At 63.4% G+C, this 13,069-nt stretch carries 12 protein-coding genes and 2 pseudogenes; 5 read left to right on the forward strand and 9 right to left on the reverse strand.

What is annotated here, in order from left to right:
- The 3 genes and pseudogenes from ACQKKX_RS18985 to ACQKKX_RS18995 all read right to left on the reverse strand — a co-directional run.
- A pseudogene (locus ACQKKX_RS18985) lies at window positions 1-529 on the reverse strand (hypothetical protein); the annotation flags it as partial.
- A 26-nt stretch (window positions 530-555) separates the two neighbouring features.
- Window positions 556-1,299: a hypothetical protein gene (locus tag ACQKKX_RS18990; RefSeq protein WP_427573085.1), complete on the reverse strand. Its 744-nt coding sequence runs from the start codon at window positions 1,297-1,299 to the stop codon at window positions 556-558.
- Between the two features lie 38 nt (window positions 1,300-1,337).
- A pseudogene (locus ACQKKX_RS18995) lies at window positions 1,338-1,757 on the reverse strand (glutamine synthetase beta-grasp domain-containing protein); the annotation flags it as partial.
- Window positions 1,758-2,167: 410 nt separating this feature from the next.
- Here ACQKKX_RS18995 and ACQKKX_RS19000 point away from each other — a divergent pair.
- On the forward strand, window positions 2,168-2,383 hold the full coding sequence (locus tag ACQKKX_RS19000; protein WP_427572905.1) for a DUF2735 domain-containing protein: 216 nt from the start codon (window positions 2,168-2,170) through the stop codon (window positions 2,381-2,383).
- Window positions 2,384-2,508: 125 nt separating this feature from the next.
- Here ACQKKX_RS19000 and ACQKKX_RS19005 read toward each other — a convergent pair whose 3' ends face one another.
- Window positions 2,509-3,369, reverse strand: a complete 861-nt coding sequence (locus ACQKKX_RS19005; protein WP_427572906.1) for a D-amino-acid transaminase — start codon at window positions 3,367-3,369, stop codon at window positions 2,509-2,511.
- Between the two features lie 230 nt (window positions 3,370-3,599).
- Between ACQKKX_RS19005 and ACQKKX_RS19010 the strand changes: the two genes are divergently transcribed.
- Both ACQKKX_RS19010 and ACQKKX_RS19015 read left to right on the forward strand, forming a co-directional pair.
- Complete coding sequence (locus ACQKKX_RS19010; RefSeq protein WP_427572908.1) at window positions 3,600-4,544, forward strand: 2-hydroxyacid dehydrogenase; 945 nt, start codon at window positions 3,600-3,602, stop codon at window positions 4,542-4,544.
- Between the two features lie 57 nt (window positions 4,545-4,601).
- Entirely contained in the window at window positions 4,602-4,997 is a 396-nt protein-coding gene (locus tag ACQKKX_RS19015) for a winged helix-turn-helix domain-containing protein (protein WP_427572909.1), read from the forward strand.
- A gap of 307 nt (window positions 4,998-5,304) precedes the next feature.
- On the opposite strand, the gene modC is transcribed toward ACQKKX_RS19015, so the two are convergent.
- The 5 genes from modC to ACQKKX_RS19040 form a co-directional block, all read right to left on the reverse strand.
- Complete coding sequence (modC, locus tag ACQKKX_RS19020) at window positions 5,305-6,369, reverse strand: molybdenum ABC transporter ATP-binding protein (RefSeq protein WP_427572910.1); 1,065 nt, start codon at window positions 6,367-6,369, stop codon at window positions 5,305-5,307.
- A complete protein-coding gene (modB, locus tag ACQKKX_RS19025; RefSeq protein WP_427572912.1) occupies window positions 6,366-7,067 on the reverse strand; it encodes a molybdate ABC transporter permease subunit in 702 nt (233 codons plus the stop codon). Before modB ends, modC begins: the two co-directional genes overlap by 4 nt.
- A 76-nt stretch (window positions 7,068-7,143) precedes the next feature.
- Window positions 7,144-7,941, reverse strand: a complete 798-nt coding sequence (modA, locus tag ACQKKX_RS19030; protein ID WP_427572913.1) for a molybdate ABC transporter substrate-binding protein — start codon at window positions 7,939-7,941, stop codon at window positions 7,144-7,146.
- A gap of 97 nt (window positions 7,942-8,038) precedes the next feature.
- The gene (gene hutC, locus ACQKKX_RS19035) at window positions 8,039-8,755 is read right to left on the reverse strand and encodes a histidine utilization repressor (RefSeq protein ID WP_427572914.1); all 717 of its coding nucleotides are present in this window, start codon (window positions 8,753-8,755) and stop codon (window positions 8,039-8,041) included.
- Window positions 8,756-8,774: 19 nt separating this feature from the next.
- Complete coding sequence (locus ACQKKX_RS19040) at window positions 8,775-10,121, reverse strand: formimidoylglutamate deiminase (RefSeq protein WP_427572915.1); 1,347 nt, start codon at window positions 10,119-10,121, stop codon at window positions 8,775-8,777.
- 124 nt (window positions 10,122-10,245) lie between these two features.
- Between ACQKKX_RS19040 and hutI the strand changes: the two genes are divergently transcribed.
- Both hutI and hutH read left to right on the forward strand, forming a co-directional pair.
- On the forward strand, window positions 10,246-11,517 hold the full coding sequence (gene hutI / locus ACQKKX_RS19045) for an imidazolonepropionase (protein WP_427572916.1): 1,272 nt from the start codon (window positions 10,246-10,248) through the stop codon (window positions 11,515-11,517).
- Window positions 11,514-13,049, forward strand: a complete 1,536-nt coding sequence (gene hutH, locus ACQKKX_RS19050) for a histidine ammonia-lyase (protein ID WP_427572918.1) — start codon at window positions 11,514-11,516, stop codon at window positions 13,047-13,049. The genes hutI and hutH overlap by 4 nt, the downstream gene beginning before the upstream one ends.
- Window positions 13,050-13,069: the final 20 nt, after the last annotated feature.

The following is a 13,069-nucleotide window of genomic DNA, read 5'->3' on the forward strand; positions in this document are numbered from 1 at the left end:
CGAACACGTTCATACCGAGACCCGGCACGAGCGGCAGCAGCAGCAGGATCAGCGCGCCCACCATGGAGATGTAGGTGTAGCGCTGCAGGATGCGGTGGTCCTTGAGCAGCATGAGCACGCCCACGAACAGGGCGATGCCGATCGCGGAGTACATCAGCTGGTTCGGCGCGTCCGGGCTGAACGACCCGTACTGCGCCTTGGCCAGCTGCTGCAGGCGCTCCGACTGGTCCAGGCGCCAGATGATGACCAGACCCATGCCGTTGAGCAGGGTCGCGATCGGCAGGAGCAGCGGATCGGCGTACGGCGCGAACCGGCGTACGACGATGTGCGCGACGCCCGCGAGCAGGCCGAGGCCCAGGCCGTAGCCCAGGAGCCCGGCGGGCAGCGAGCCGTCGATCGCCAGGCCCACGTTCGCGTACGCGAAAACGGGGATGACGACGGCGAACGCGAGGAGCGCGAGCTCGGTGTTGCGCCGGCTCGGCGCACCGATCGCGCCGATGGTCGACGTGTGTGTAGTGCTACTGCTCATGGCGTGCAAAGGCCCCCAACGGCTGCTTACTGCTTACCGCACAGCGGGACCAGCTTCTGCTCATCCTCCGAGAGGCTGGGGCCAGGTGTGGGCGTCGGTGCGGTCTTGGACTTGGCCGTTCCGGACGGCGTGGGTGTCGGACTCGGCGCTGTCTTCGCCGAGGCGCGTGACGTGGTGAAAGACGTCTTGGTGGCGCCTGTGGTGCCACCCGCCTCGCCCTCGCCGGTCTTCGCGTTCTGCTCGTTCTCCGCCTGGCGGCGCTCGGCGTCCTTCTTGCAGGCCGAAGCCTGCACCGACAGCTCGCCGATCTTGTCCTTGGCGTCACCGAAGCTGCCCTCGGTGATCGTCGCCTCGACCTGCTTGCGCTGGTAGGGCGGCAGGTACTTGAGTTCGATCTCGGGGTGGTCCGTCTCGACCTTCGACAGACTCACCCACGCCAGGTCCTGGCTGATGCCGCGGTACAGCGCGACATGCGACTCGTTCGAACCGACGTAGTACTGCGTCTGCGTCCAGCGGTAACCGCCGTACAGGCCACCGCCCACGACGGCCAGCGCCAGGACGATGAAGAAGGATCTCTTGAGCCACTTGCGACCGCGCCGCGGCTTGACGAAGTCGTCGTCCCCGTACGAGCCGAAGCTTCCCTCGGGAGCGTAACCGGCCGGGTCGCCGCTGCCGGGCGGGCCGAACTCGCCACCGCCGCCGCCCTGACCGGGAACCTGCCTGCCCGTCCCGCGGCCGAGCTCCGACGCACGGCCCGCGGGGGTCTGCATCGCGCCGCCGTCGTGCAGCTGGTGCTGCTGGTTCTCGGGCCGACGCCGCAATAATACGGACCCTGCGGCGCCGGGTAACCCTGTTCCGGAAAGCCGAGCGGGCGGCCGTTCTCATAGAAGAAATATTCCTGCTCGAAGCCGAACCATGCGTCCTCGTCGTCGAGAATGGTGGCGCGGCTGTTGGACGGATGCGGCGTGACGCCATCCGGCATCATGACTTCGCACATGACCAGCACACCATTGGTGCGGGCCGGATCCGGATAAAGAGCGACCGGCTTCAGCACGCAATCGGACGAGCGACCTTCTGCCTGCATCGTGGACGAACCGTCAAAGCCCCACAGCGGCAGCTGTTCCAGCGTCGGGAAGGCGTCGAATTCCTTGACCTGCGTCTTGCCGCGCAGGTTCGGAACCGGGGTGTAGCCGTCCAGCCAAATATACTCGAGCTTAAATTTCGTCATCTGTGTCTCTCTACTGATGCTGTCTGAATGGGCACAACATCCAACGGCCGCCCGCATCATGGAACCGGCCCCACATGGATGTCTGATACCATGCATAGCGCGTGCCAGTTTGGCGTAGGCCGTAAAAAATATGACTCCCCAAGCTCCCCTCATGGCCCGCGGCGATGGGTGGCAAGCAAACAATCAGACCATTCATATGGACACGAAAGGATGGGAACCGGTGGCGCCGTTTGGCCGTTAAGGCAGACAGACGGCCTCGCACTCCTGCGGGGCACCAAACATTAAGTGCACAAAATATAGGCTGAATGCACATTTATTCGTCTGGTTATTGACTCAAATTCCGGCTTAGAGAATAAATGTTGAGCAAATGAGACATCGCGTATCAATGCATAGAGCATCGGACGAAGATCATGGCGACGCGTTTCGAAAGACAGACGGCAACAGTCCTGCAATTTCCGGTCGGCGGTCGGGCGGGCTGGCACGATAAGAAGTCGGCCCGCATCGCGACCGTAACGGCGATGCCTCCCGCAAGTCGCGTTGATTTCTCCGATCTTGCTTTCGGGGGCGCCTGGTATCACGAGGTCGCGCTGCATGACGACGATACCAAACCCACGCGTAACAACTGACGACCGAATGCCGCCTGAATTTTGAGCAGTCGGCCAAAATAGCGGCACGCATGCTTAAAAATGCGGACCGCCTGTCATCACGCGTCGGCAAATGGATTTTCGATCAATCGCGTTCGCGCGGCGCTTCAGCGGCCGATTGCCTTGGCCAGTTGGTCCTCGATATAAATTCTGCGGAGTTTCGCAGTCAGCGGGCCCGGCTTGCCACTGCCGATCGCCATGCCGTCGATGGAGACGACCGGCAGCACGAAAGCGCCGGCAGAGGTGATGAACGCCTCCTTGGCCGCCAGCGCCTCCTCGATCGAAAAGGCCCGTTCCTCCACCGCCAGATCCGCCTTTTGCGCCAGCGTCAGCACCGCCGCGCGGGTAATGCCGTGCAGGAGCGCGTTGGAAAGCGGCCGCGTCACCAAAACACCGGATCCGTTGATAATATGGAAATTGGCCGAGCTTGCCTCGGTAATGAACCCGTCCTCCACGAAAACCACGTCGTCCGCACCGTTTCTCTTCGCTTCCATCTTGGCAAGCGACGAATACAGCAGCTGGACGGTCTTGATCTGCCGGTTCGCCCAGCGGCCATCCGGCATGGACACCATTTTCAATCCGGTCTCGGCCTTGGGATTGGCAAGCAGCGGCACATCCTGCGTGAACATCGAAAAGGTCGGCGTCATCCCTTCCGAAAACACGAAGTTGCGATCCTCGGCGCCGCGCGAAATCTGCAGATAGACCAGTCCCTGGTCGAGACCGTTTCTGGCGACGATCTCGTGATGCAGGTCGGTAAGCGCTTCCTCGCTTACCGGCATCGGAATGCCGAGCGCATCGAGCGAGCGCTTCAGTCTTGCGGCATGGCCGGCATGGTCCAGGAGCTTGCCGTCGATCACCGCCGTCACTTCGTAGACGGCATCCGCAAACATGTAACCGCGGTCGAAAATCGACACCTTGGCTTCGGTTTCGGGCAGCCACTGGCCGTTGAGATAGACGATGCGGGTCATGAAGGCGTTCCTGAGAGTGACAAGCGGTGGACGGCCAGCGCGTCGCGGGGCCCGCGCGGCCTGTTAGTAGAAGACCGTTAGTAGCAGACCGTTAGCATCGGCACGCGTCCCGCGCCATAGCATCATCTCCTTGAAAGATAACGGCCGCGACTGGACGCTTGAGGAACCCGTGCTACAAGAAAGGACCGCATTTCAAGCCGCCCCTAGAGACAGTGCCGAAAGATATCGCCATGCCGAAACCGCTCGCTCTCGTCACCCGTATGGATGCTGCAACCGAGGCAATCTGGAAGGATGCGTTGAGCGAGGCGCTGCCGGAAGAAACCCTGATGGCTTTCCGCGAGATGACGCCGCAACAGCGCGACGCAGCCGAGATGGCGATCGTTGCCAACCCGGATCCGGCGCAGGTGGCGCAACTGCCCAATATCGCATGGATCCATAGCCTGTGGGCGGGCGTCGAGCGGCTGGTTGCCGAGCTTGGAGCGGATGCGCCGCCGATCGTGCGTCTTGTCGATCCCGAACTTGCCCGCGTCATGGCCGAGGCTGTGCTCGCCTGGACCTATTACCTGCATCGCGACATGCCGGCCTATCGCAAGAGCCAGCAGGCGGGGCAGTGGGCGCCGCGCGACTACCGCCACCCCCGCGACATCACGGTCGGCCTGCTCGGGCTAGGCGAACTGGGCAGGGCAGCGGCCGGGCGGCTGCAGGCGGCCGGCTTCGACGTCATCGGCTGGAGCCGGCGCGAGGCGACGCTGGAGGGCGCGAAAACCTTTTGCGGCGAAGACGGCCTCGTCCAGGTCCTTGCCGCCAGCGATATTCTCGTCTGCCTGCTGCCGTTGACGGGCGAGACGCGCGGTCTCCTGGATGCCCGGCGTCTGGCGCAGATGAAACACGGGGCCGCGATCGTCAATTTCGCGCGCGGTCCGATCATCGTCGATGCCGACCTGATCGCGGCGCTCGATGCCGGACGTCTGTCGCATGCGGTGCTGGACGTTTTCGAGCAGGAGCCCTTGCCGGCAGTCTCGCCGTTCTGGGCGCATCCCGCGGTTACCGTTCTGCCGCATATTTCGGGCCCCACCGACCGCTTCACCGCCGCCGGCATCGTCGCGGCCAATATCCGCCGCTGGCGCCAGACCGGAGAGCTGCCGAAGACGATTGACCGCAGCGCAGGCTACTGAGGTCCAAGCCCGGCGGAAGGCAAACCGCACGACGACAGAGCGTGGAGAAGACGAGCCATGACGACAAACGGAGGGCATGATCTGAAAGTCGTGCTGAGCGTCGATTTTCCCGGCGGCATGCGGCTTGGGCGCGGCAAGGTGCAACTGTTGGGCCTGATCCGCGAAACCGGCTCGATTTCCGCCGCCGGCCGGGCCATGGACATGTCCTATCGTCGCGCCTGGCTGCTGGTCGATGCGCTAAACCACATGTTCCATCAGCCGGTCGTGGAGAGCCAGCGCGGCGGCAAACAAGGTGGCGGCGCCGCGTTGACGAGGTTCGGGGAAGACCTTCTCGCACGCATGCATGCCGCGCAGGCAACCGTAATCACTGCGCTCGATGCCGATCTCGCCTGGCTTAAACACCATAGTGCCGCCGGAACCGCGACCGAGGCGCCCGCGGAAGACGAGACCTGAGCGAAAGACGAAAACCCGCGCCGTTCCCGCGATGCCGTCCTGATCCTCTTAACCCGCCTGCGCCCGACGGTGATTTTGCACTGCACGCGAAATTCGGTGATGCGCGCGACCCGATGCTGCGAACAGGATGCGCACACCGGCCATGCCGTTGTCGTCGCCGCTGCGGTTGATCCCGGCATCGACAACCGACGCCGTTGCGGTCCCATGAGGATACCGAGGAGCTCAGGCTTCCAGTTCCGGCGCCGGCAAGCGTCACAAGGCAGCGCCGCTGACGGCAGTTTCAAAACACCGGACCGGGACGGAAACCCTAGCGCCGTTCCAGCGCTGCCGTCTTGATCGCCGCAAACACCGCCTGGCCCGGCTGAAGCCTCAGCGCCACGCTCGAAAATTCGGTGATGCGTGCCACCAGCGTTTCGCTGCCGCACAAGATGCGCACACCGATCATGCCGTTGCCGTCGGCGTCGAGCCGCTCCAGCGTGCCCGGCAGGATATTGAGGGCACTCAGGCCCTCGGGCCTCACGGTCGCGATCATCACGTCGCGTGCCGGGACGAGCACGCGCACCGCCTGGTCCACATGCGCGCCATCGACAGGCACGAGCAGGGTTCCCGCGCCGGTGCGCACGCGCGCCAGACGGTGCAGTGCATCCACCGCCTCGACCGTGCCCGCAAGAACGCTTGCGGCATCGCGCCTGTCGCCTCCCGGCGCGCGCAGCACGTCGGAAGCCGTGCCGCTCGCCTCGATCCGCCCGTCCTTCATCAGCACGACGCGATCCGCCAGCCGCGCCACTTCGTCGACCGCGTGGCTGACATAGACGATCGGCACACCCAGTTCGTCGCGCAGCCGTTCCAGATAGGGCAGGACCTCGTTCTTGCGGCCTTCGTCGAGTGCCGCCAGCGGCTCGTCCATCAAAAGCAGGCGCGGCGCCGATAACAGCGCCCGGCCGATCGCAACCCGCTGCTGCTCGCCCCCCGACAGGCGCCCCGGCCGCCTCTCGAGCAACCCGGCAATGCCGAGCAGGTCGACGATCTGATCGAAATTGTCGCTGCTGCGCGACGCCGATGCGAACCAGCGGCCATAAAGCAGGTTGCGGCGCACATCGAGATGCGGAAACAGCCGCGCCTCCTGAAACACATAGCCGAAACGGCGCCGGTGCGGCGGCACGAAAATGCGGTTCGCCGCATCCGCAAGCACGTCGCCGTCGAATACGATGCGGCCGTGATCGGGCCGCGACAGGCCGGCGATCATGCGGATGACCGAGGTCTTGCCCGATCCCGAACGACCGAACAGCGCCGTCACGCCCCGATCCGAGGTGAAGGAGACATCGAGCGAAAATGCGCCGAGCCTTGTCCTTGCATCGACGGTGAGCGTCATCCGAGCCTCGTGCGCTTGCCGATCATATGGGCCATGAATTCCGATGCCAGCAGCGCTGCCATGGAAATGAGCACGGCGACGATGGTGAGCCTGAGCGCCCCGGCATCGCCGCCCGGCACCTGCGTGAACGTATAGATGGCGGCCGACAGCGTCTGCGTCTCGCCCGGAATGTTGGAAACGAACGTGATGGTAGCACCGAACTCTCCCATCGCCTTGGCAAAGGACAGGATGGCGCCGGCAATGATGCCGGGCAGGATGAGCGGCAGCGTGACGGTCAGGAACACCCAGGTTGGGCTTGCGCCCAAAGTGCCGGCCGCTTCTTCGAGCTTGCCATCGACCGCCTCGATCGACAGACGGATGGACCGCACCATCAGCGGAAAGCCCATGACGCCGCAGGCGAGCGCCGCCCCCGTCCAGCGAAAGGAGAGCACGATGCCGAGATACTGGTCGAGAAAGGCGCCGATCACGCCGCGCCGGCCAAACAGAACGAGAAGAAGGTAGCCGGTGACGACCGGCGGCAGGATGAGCGGCAGATGCACGATGCCGTTGAGGATCGACTTGCCCCAGAATTTTCCACGCGCAAGCGCCAACGCGACGAGAATGCCGAAAGGCAGGCTGGCGAGCATGGCAATGCTGGAAACCCGCAGGCTGAGACGGATCGCCGTCCATTCTTCGTCGCTGAGTGTCAGCCAGTCCAAAACAACCCGACCCTTATCAAAGATGCGGCCCCCGCCCCCCGGCAGGAGCCACCATAGACCAGCGGCTATGAAGCACTTACTTCTTCAGAACCGTAAAGCCCTGACGCTCGAAGAAAGGCGCTGCCTTGCCGGACTTCAGGAAGTCGAGATAGGCAGCCGCATCGGCGCTCCTGGATTCGTGCAGAAGCGCGACCGGATAGATGATGGCTGGATGCGAATCCTCCGGGAAGGTGCCGACGATCTCCACGCCCGGATCGGCAGCGGCATCGGTCTGGTAGACGATGCCGTAAGCGGCCTCGCCGCGCGAAACGAGAGCCAGGGCGGCACGAACGCTTTCAGCACCTGCCACCTTCTTTTCGACCGCCGCCCACGCGCCGAGTTTCTCAAGCGCCGCCTTGCCGTATTTGCCGGCCGGGACGCTGTCGACCGCGCCCATGGCAAGCTTGCTGTTGCCCACAAGCGTGGACAGATCGAAACCGTCCTTGATGTCGACCTTCCGTGCCTTGCCCTTCTCGGCCACCAGCACGATGCGGTTGCCGAGCAGGTTTGAGCGGCTATCGGGTTTGATCAGCGATTTCTTGGCAACGTAATCCATCCAGTCGAGATCGGCGGAGATGAACACATCGGCCGGTGCGCCGGCTTCGATCTGCTTGGCCAAAGCCGAGCTGGCGGCATAGGACACGGTGACCTGCCTGCCGGTCTCCTTGGACCATGCGGCATCGGCGGCATCCAGCGCATTCTTCATGCTGGCGGCGGCAAATACCGTCACCCTTTCCTGCGCCACCGCCGGTGCCGCCGTCACGGTGAGGCCGATCCAGAGCGACGTAGCCGCGGCAGCGGCAACCCTCAACCAGTGGCGACGTGGGTTTTGCATATGGACGTTCTCCGGAAGCGAAATGTTTTGCGGAATATATCGAAAGGTCGCAGATTGGGAAGGGGATATATCTAAAGAAACACAACGAGAGGAAACCCTACCCCTCGCCACCCGGCGCAAAACGCGCCACCAGTGCATGGCGGTCGCCGGGATAGGTGAGACGCACGGATGTGACCGGTCCGGTCGTGCTCCATGTGCGACGCTCGATGACGAGGCAGGCCGTGCCTTTTTCGATATCGAGCAGACGGGCAATCGCCGCATCGGCGGAAACGGCGGAAATACGGTTTTCGGCAGCGCTCCACGGCACCCGCTTCAGCAGCCATGTGCCAGGCGCAATGGCGTCGAACGTTTCCTGATCGGCTTCCGGCACGCTCGTCAGACTGATCAGGCGCTCTTCCACGCAAAAGGGGGCGGACCCCGCGCGGTGAATACAGGTGATATCCAGCACCGATGCGGCTTGAGAAAGCTCCAAACGCTGCTTGTCCTGCGCATTGGCGCGACGTTTGGCGCGCGCGTGAACCACATGCGAATAGGCAAGCCGCAGCGACTGCACTTCCGCCTCGATCTCGGCAATCGCCAGGACGGCTGACTGCGCGCGCGGCTGCGCGACAAAACTGCCGGATTTCTTGCGGCGTTCGATCAGGCCGGATTTGGCCAACTGAGTGAGCACCTTGTTGGCGGTCATGCGTGAGCAGTTGTAGTCTGCGGCGAGATCCACTTCGAAGGGGATGCGGTGGCCTGGCGGCCATTCTCCCGACACGATGCGCGCCTCGATATCGCCCAGGATACGCTGGTGCAGCGTCGCATCCTTCACGTCTTTGCTCGCTTTGGCGTCATTCCGACAGAAACTCCCTCATCGCCGCCTGAAAACGGCGGTTGATCTCGTCACGCCGCCTGTGCCGCCCGCCCGACACCTGCCGCACGCCGCGCGCCCAGACGCAATCGACCGAGACACCGCCTGCAAACAGCCAATGATCGAGAATTTTATCCGGCGCAAGATAGGGCACAGCCGAGACATCCAGCGAAACCAGATCGGCCGGATTGCCTTCAGCAAGACCTGCCTTCGTGCCCAGCGCCTGCGCCCCGCCGGCAAGCGCGCCTTCGAACAGATGTTGGCCGGTGGAGCCACCGCTTTGCGCCACCACATTTCGGGCGCGAAGGCCGAGTCGCTGCGAATATTCGAATGTCCGAAGCTCATCCGGCAGCGAGATCAGAATGTTGGAATCCGAACCGATGCCGAATTTTCCGCCTGCGTCCAGAAAGGCCGGTGCGGAAAAGATGCCGTCGCCGAGATTGGCCTCGGTGATCGGGCAAAGGCCTGCAACCGCGCCCCGCTTCGCCATCGCCCGCGTTTCGGCATCGTTCATGTGGGTGGCGTGGATCAGGCACCAGTTGTCATCGACCGGCGCATGGTCCAGCAGCCACTCAACCGGCCGCGCGCCGGACCACGCGATGCAATCCTCCACTTCCTTCACCTGTTCGGCGACATGGATATGCACCGGCCCGTTTTTGGTCATCGGCACCACGGCGGCAAGCTGTTCCGGCGTGACCGCCCGCAGCGAATGCGGCGCAACGCCCAACACAGCGCCATCGAGACCGGCGACCAGGCCGGTGCAGGAAGCCATCAGTTTTTCAAACGCATCCAGCGAATGGATGAACCGGCGCTGCCCCTCCGCCGGCACGCCGCCACCGAAACCGGAATGCGCGTAAAACACAGGCAGCAGCGTCAGAGACAGGCCGGTCTCGGCACTTGCGGCGGCGATGCGTGCAGCGAGTTCGGTCGGGTTGGCGTAAGGCGAACCATCCCTGTCGTGATGCAGATAATGAAACTCGCCGACGCGCGAAAAACCGGCCTCCAGCATTTCCATATAAAGCTGCGCGGCAACAGCCTCGACATGCTCCGGTGTCATTGACAGTGCAAATTTGTACATGACGGTGCGCCAGCTCCAGAAACTGTCGCTTGACGGTCCACGCACTTCGGCCAGTCCCGCCATGCCGCGCTGGAATGCGTGGCTGTGCAGGTTGGGCATGGCCGGGACAAGAAGCACATGGCGCTCGTCACCTGCCTGCAGATCCGCGCCGGTCTCGATGGCGGCAATGCGACCACCATCCATCGTCAGCCGGACATTTTGGGTCCAGCCGCCCGGCAACAAAGCCGACTGCGCGTGAAGTGTCGTCATTGTCAAAGCTCCCCGATCCCTGCCCTCGCGCCTACACGCCAGCCAGCACGATCATCCCGAAAAAATCCATATTGCCACTCCGGTCATTATGTATATACATTATCGTCAACATGGGAAGGTGAAAATGACGGACGCACACGCAACAAACGTCGATTTCAACGCCAGCACGGCAGCCCCCGAAGCCGTGCCGACCTTGTGGCGCAATGCCCGCATCGCCACGCTCGACGAAACCCTGCCTGGCCTCGGCGTCATCGAAGACGGCGTCATCGCCACGCAAAATGGTCGTATCGCTTATGTCGGTTCTGAAGCCGATCTTCCTGCACCGCTCAAAGCGATCGAAACCGTTGTCGATCTGGAAAACCGCTGGATCACCCCGGCATTGGTGGATTGCCACACCCACCTCGTCTACGGCGGCAACCGCGCCCGCGAATTCGAGATGCGGCTGGAAGGAGCGACCTATGAAGAAGTCGCTCGTGCCGGCGGCGGTATCGTGTCGTCGGTCAAAGCCACCAATGCGCTGTCCGTCGAAGGCCTTGTCGCCGCCGCCCTGCCCCGGCTCGATACGCTGCTTTCGGAAGGCGTTTCGACCATTGAGATCAAATCGGGTTACGGCCTTTCCATCGAAGGCGAACTCAACATGCTGCGCGCCGCCCGCGCGCTGGAGAAAGTGCGGCCCGTCCGCATCGTCACCTCCTATCTCGCCGCGCACGCCACGCCGGTCGAATACAAGGGCCGCAACGGCGATTACATTTCCGATATCGTTCTGCCGGGCATGGACGCCGCGCATGCGGAAGGCCTGATCGATGCCGTCGACGGTTTTTGCGAGGGCATCGCCTTTTCGGTAGAGGAGATGGCCCAAGTTTTCGACCACGCCAAAAAACTCGGACTTCCCGTAAAACTGCATGCCGAACAGCTGTCGAACCTCGGCGGCGCCAGAATGGCGGCATCGTATGGCGCACTGTCGGCCGATCATCTCGAATATCTGGATGCCGAAGGTGCGGCCGCCATGGCCGCTGCGGGCACCGTGGCCGTGCTACTGCCGGGCGCCTTTTACGCCATCAACGAGACCCAAAAACCGCCGGTGCAAGCCCTGCGCGATTCCGGCACGAAAATCGCGATCGCCACCGACAGCAATCCCGGTACCTCGCCGCTCACTTCGCTTCTTCTCACCATGAACATGTCCGCCACGCTCTTCCGTCTCACCGTGGAAGAATGCCTTGCCGGTGCCACCCGCGAAGGCGCCCGCGCCCTTGGTCTTCTTCACGAAACCGGCACGCTGGAGGTCGGCAAGTCGGCGGATTTCGCCGTCTGGAAAATCGAGAGCCCCGCCGAGCTGGTCTACCGCATCGGCTTTAACCCCATCCACGCCCGCTTTTTCAAAGGCGCTCACCTATGACCATTACGCTCCACCCCGGCTCCGTTTCGCTCAGCCAACTGGAAACCATCTACTGGACCGGCGAACCGGCCGGCCTCGACGCGTCATTCAATGCCGGTATCGAGCGTGCAGCGGCCCGCATTGCCGAGATCGCGGCCGGCAATGCGCCGGTCTACGGCATCAATACCGGTTTTGGAAAACTCGCCTCGATCAAGATCGATGCGAGCGACGTCGCCACTTTGCAGCGCAATCTCATCCTGTCGCATTGCTGCGGCGTCGGCGCGCCTTTGCCCGAAAATGTCGTGCGGCTGATCATGGCGCTGAAACTTGTGTCGCTCGGCCGTGGCGCATCCGGCGTGCGGCTGGAACTGGTGCGGCTGATCGAGGCCATGCTGGAAAAAGGCGTCATCCCGGTCATCCCGGAAAAAGGTTCGGTCGGCGCTTCCGGCGATCTGGCACCGCTCGCCCATATGGCGGCGGTAATGATGGGCGAAGCCGAAGCCTTTTTTGGCGGTGAACGTCTTTCCGGTGCCGATGCGCTCAAGAAAGCCGGTCTGACGCCGGTCGTGCTGGCGGCAAAAGAAGGTCTGGCGCTGATCAACGGCACGCAGACCTCCACCGCCCTTGCACTTGCCGGCCTCTTTCGCGCCCACCGTGCAGCACAGGCGGCGCTGATCACCGGGGCCATGTCCACCGATGCCGCCATGGGTTCCTCCGCACCCTTCCACCCGGACATCCACACGCTGCGTGGCCACAAAGGCCAGATCGACACCGCCGCTGCCCTTCGCGCGCTTCTGGCGAATTCGGTCATCCGCGAAAGCCATATCGAAGGTGACGAGCGCGTGCAGGACCCCTATTGCATCCGCTGCCAGCCGCAGGTGGATGGCGCCTGCCTCGACCTGTTGCGCTCCGTTGCCCGCACACTTGAAATCGAAGCCAATGCCGTCACCGACAATCCGCTGGTGCTTTCGGACAATTCCGTCGTTTCGGGCGGCAACTTTCACGCCGAACCGGTGGCTTTTGCCGCCGACCAGATCGCGCTTGCCGTCTGCGAGATCGGTGCGATCGCCCAGCGCCGTATCGCGCTTCTCGTTGATCCGGCGCTCTCCTACGGCTTGCCCGCCTTCCTCGCCAGAAAGCCGGGCCTCAATTCCGGCCTGATGATCGCCGAAGTCACGTCCGCCGCGCTGATGAGCGAAAACAAGCAGATGTCGCACCCGGCCTCGGTCGATTCCACGCCGACCTCCGCCAATCAGGAGGACCACGTATCGATGGCCTGCCACGGTGCGCGCCGCCTTCTGCCCATGACCGACAACCTGTTCGCCATCATCGGCATCGAAGCGCTGACGGCGGCACAAGGCGTGGAACTGCGTTCGCCGCTTGTCACGAGCCCGGAATTGCAGTCCGCGATCGCCGCGATCCGAGCAGCCGTGCCGTCGCTGGAAGAGGATCGCTACATGGCAACCGACCTGCAGGCGGCGAGCGATCTTGTGGCAACGGGTGCGCTGAATGCTGCGGTTTCGGCCAACATCCTGCCGCCTCTTCTCGCCTGATTTGAGACATTGGCCCCAAA

The sequence above is a fragment of the Neorhizobium sp. NPDC001467 genome (assembly GCF_050275975.1).
Classification (GTDB): Bacteria; Pseudomonadota; Alphaproteobacteria; order Rhizobiales; family Rhizobiaceae; genus Neorhizobium.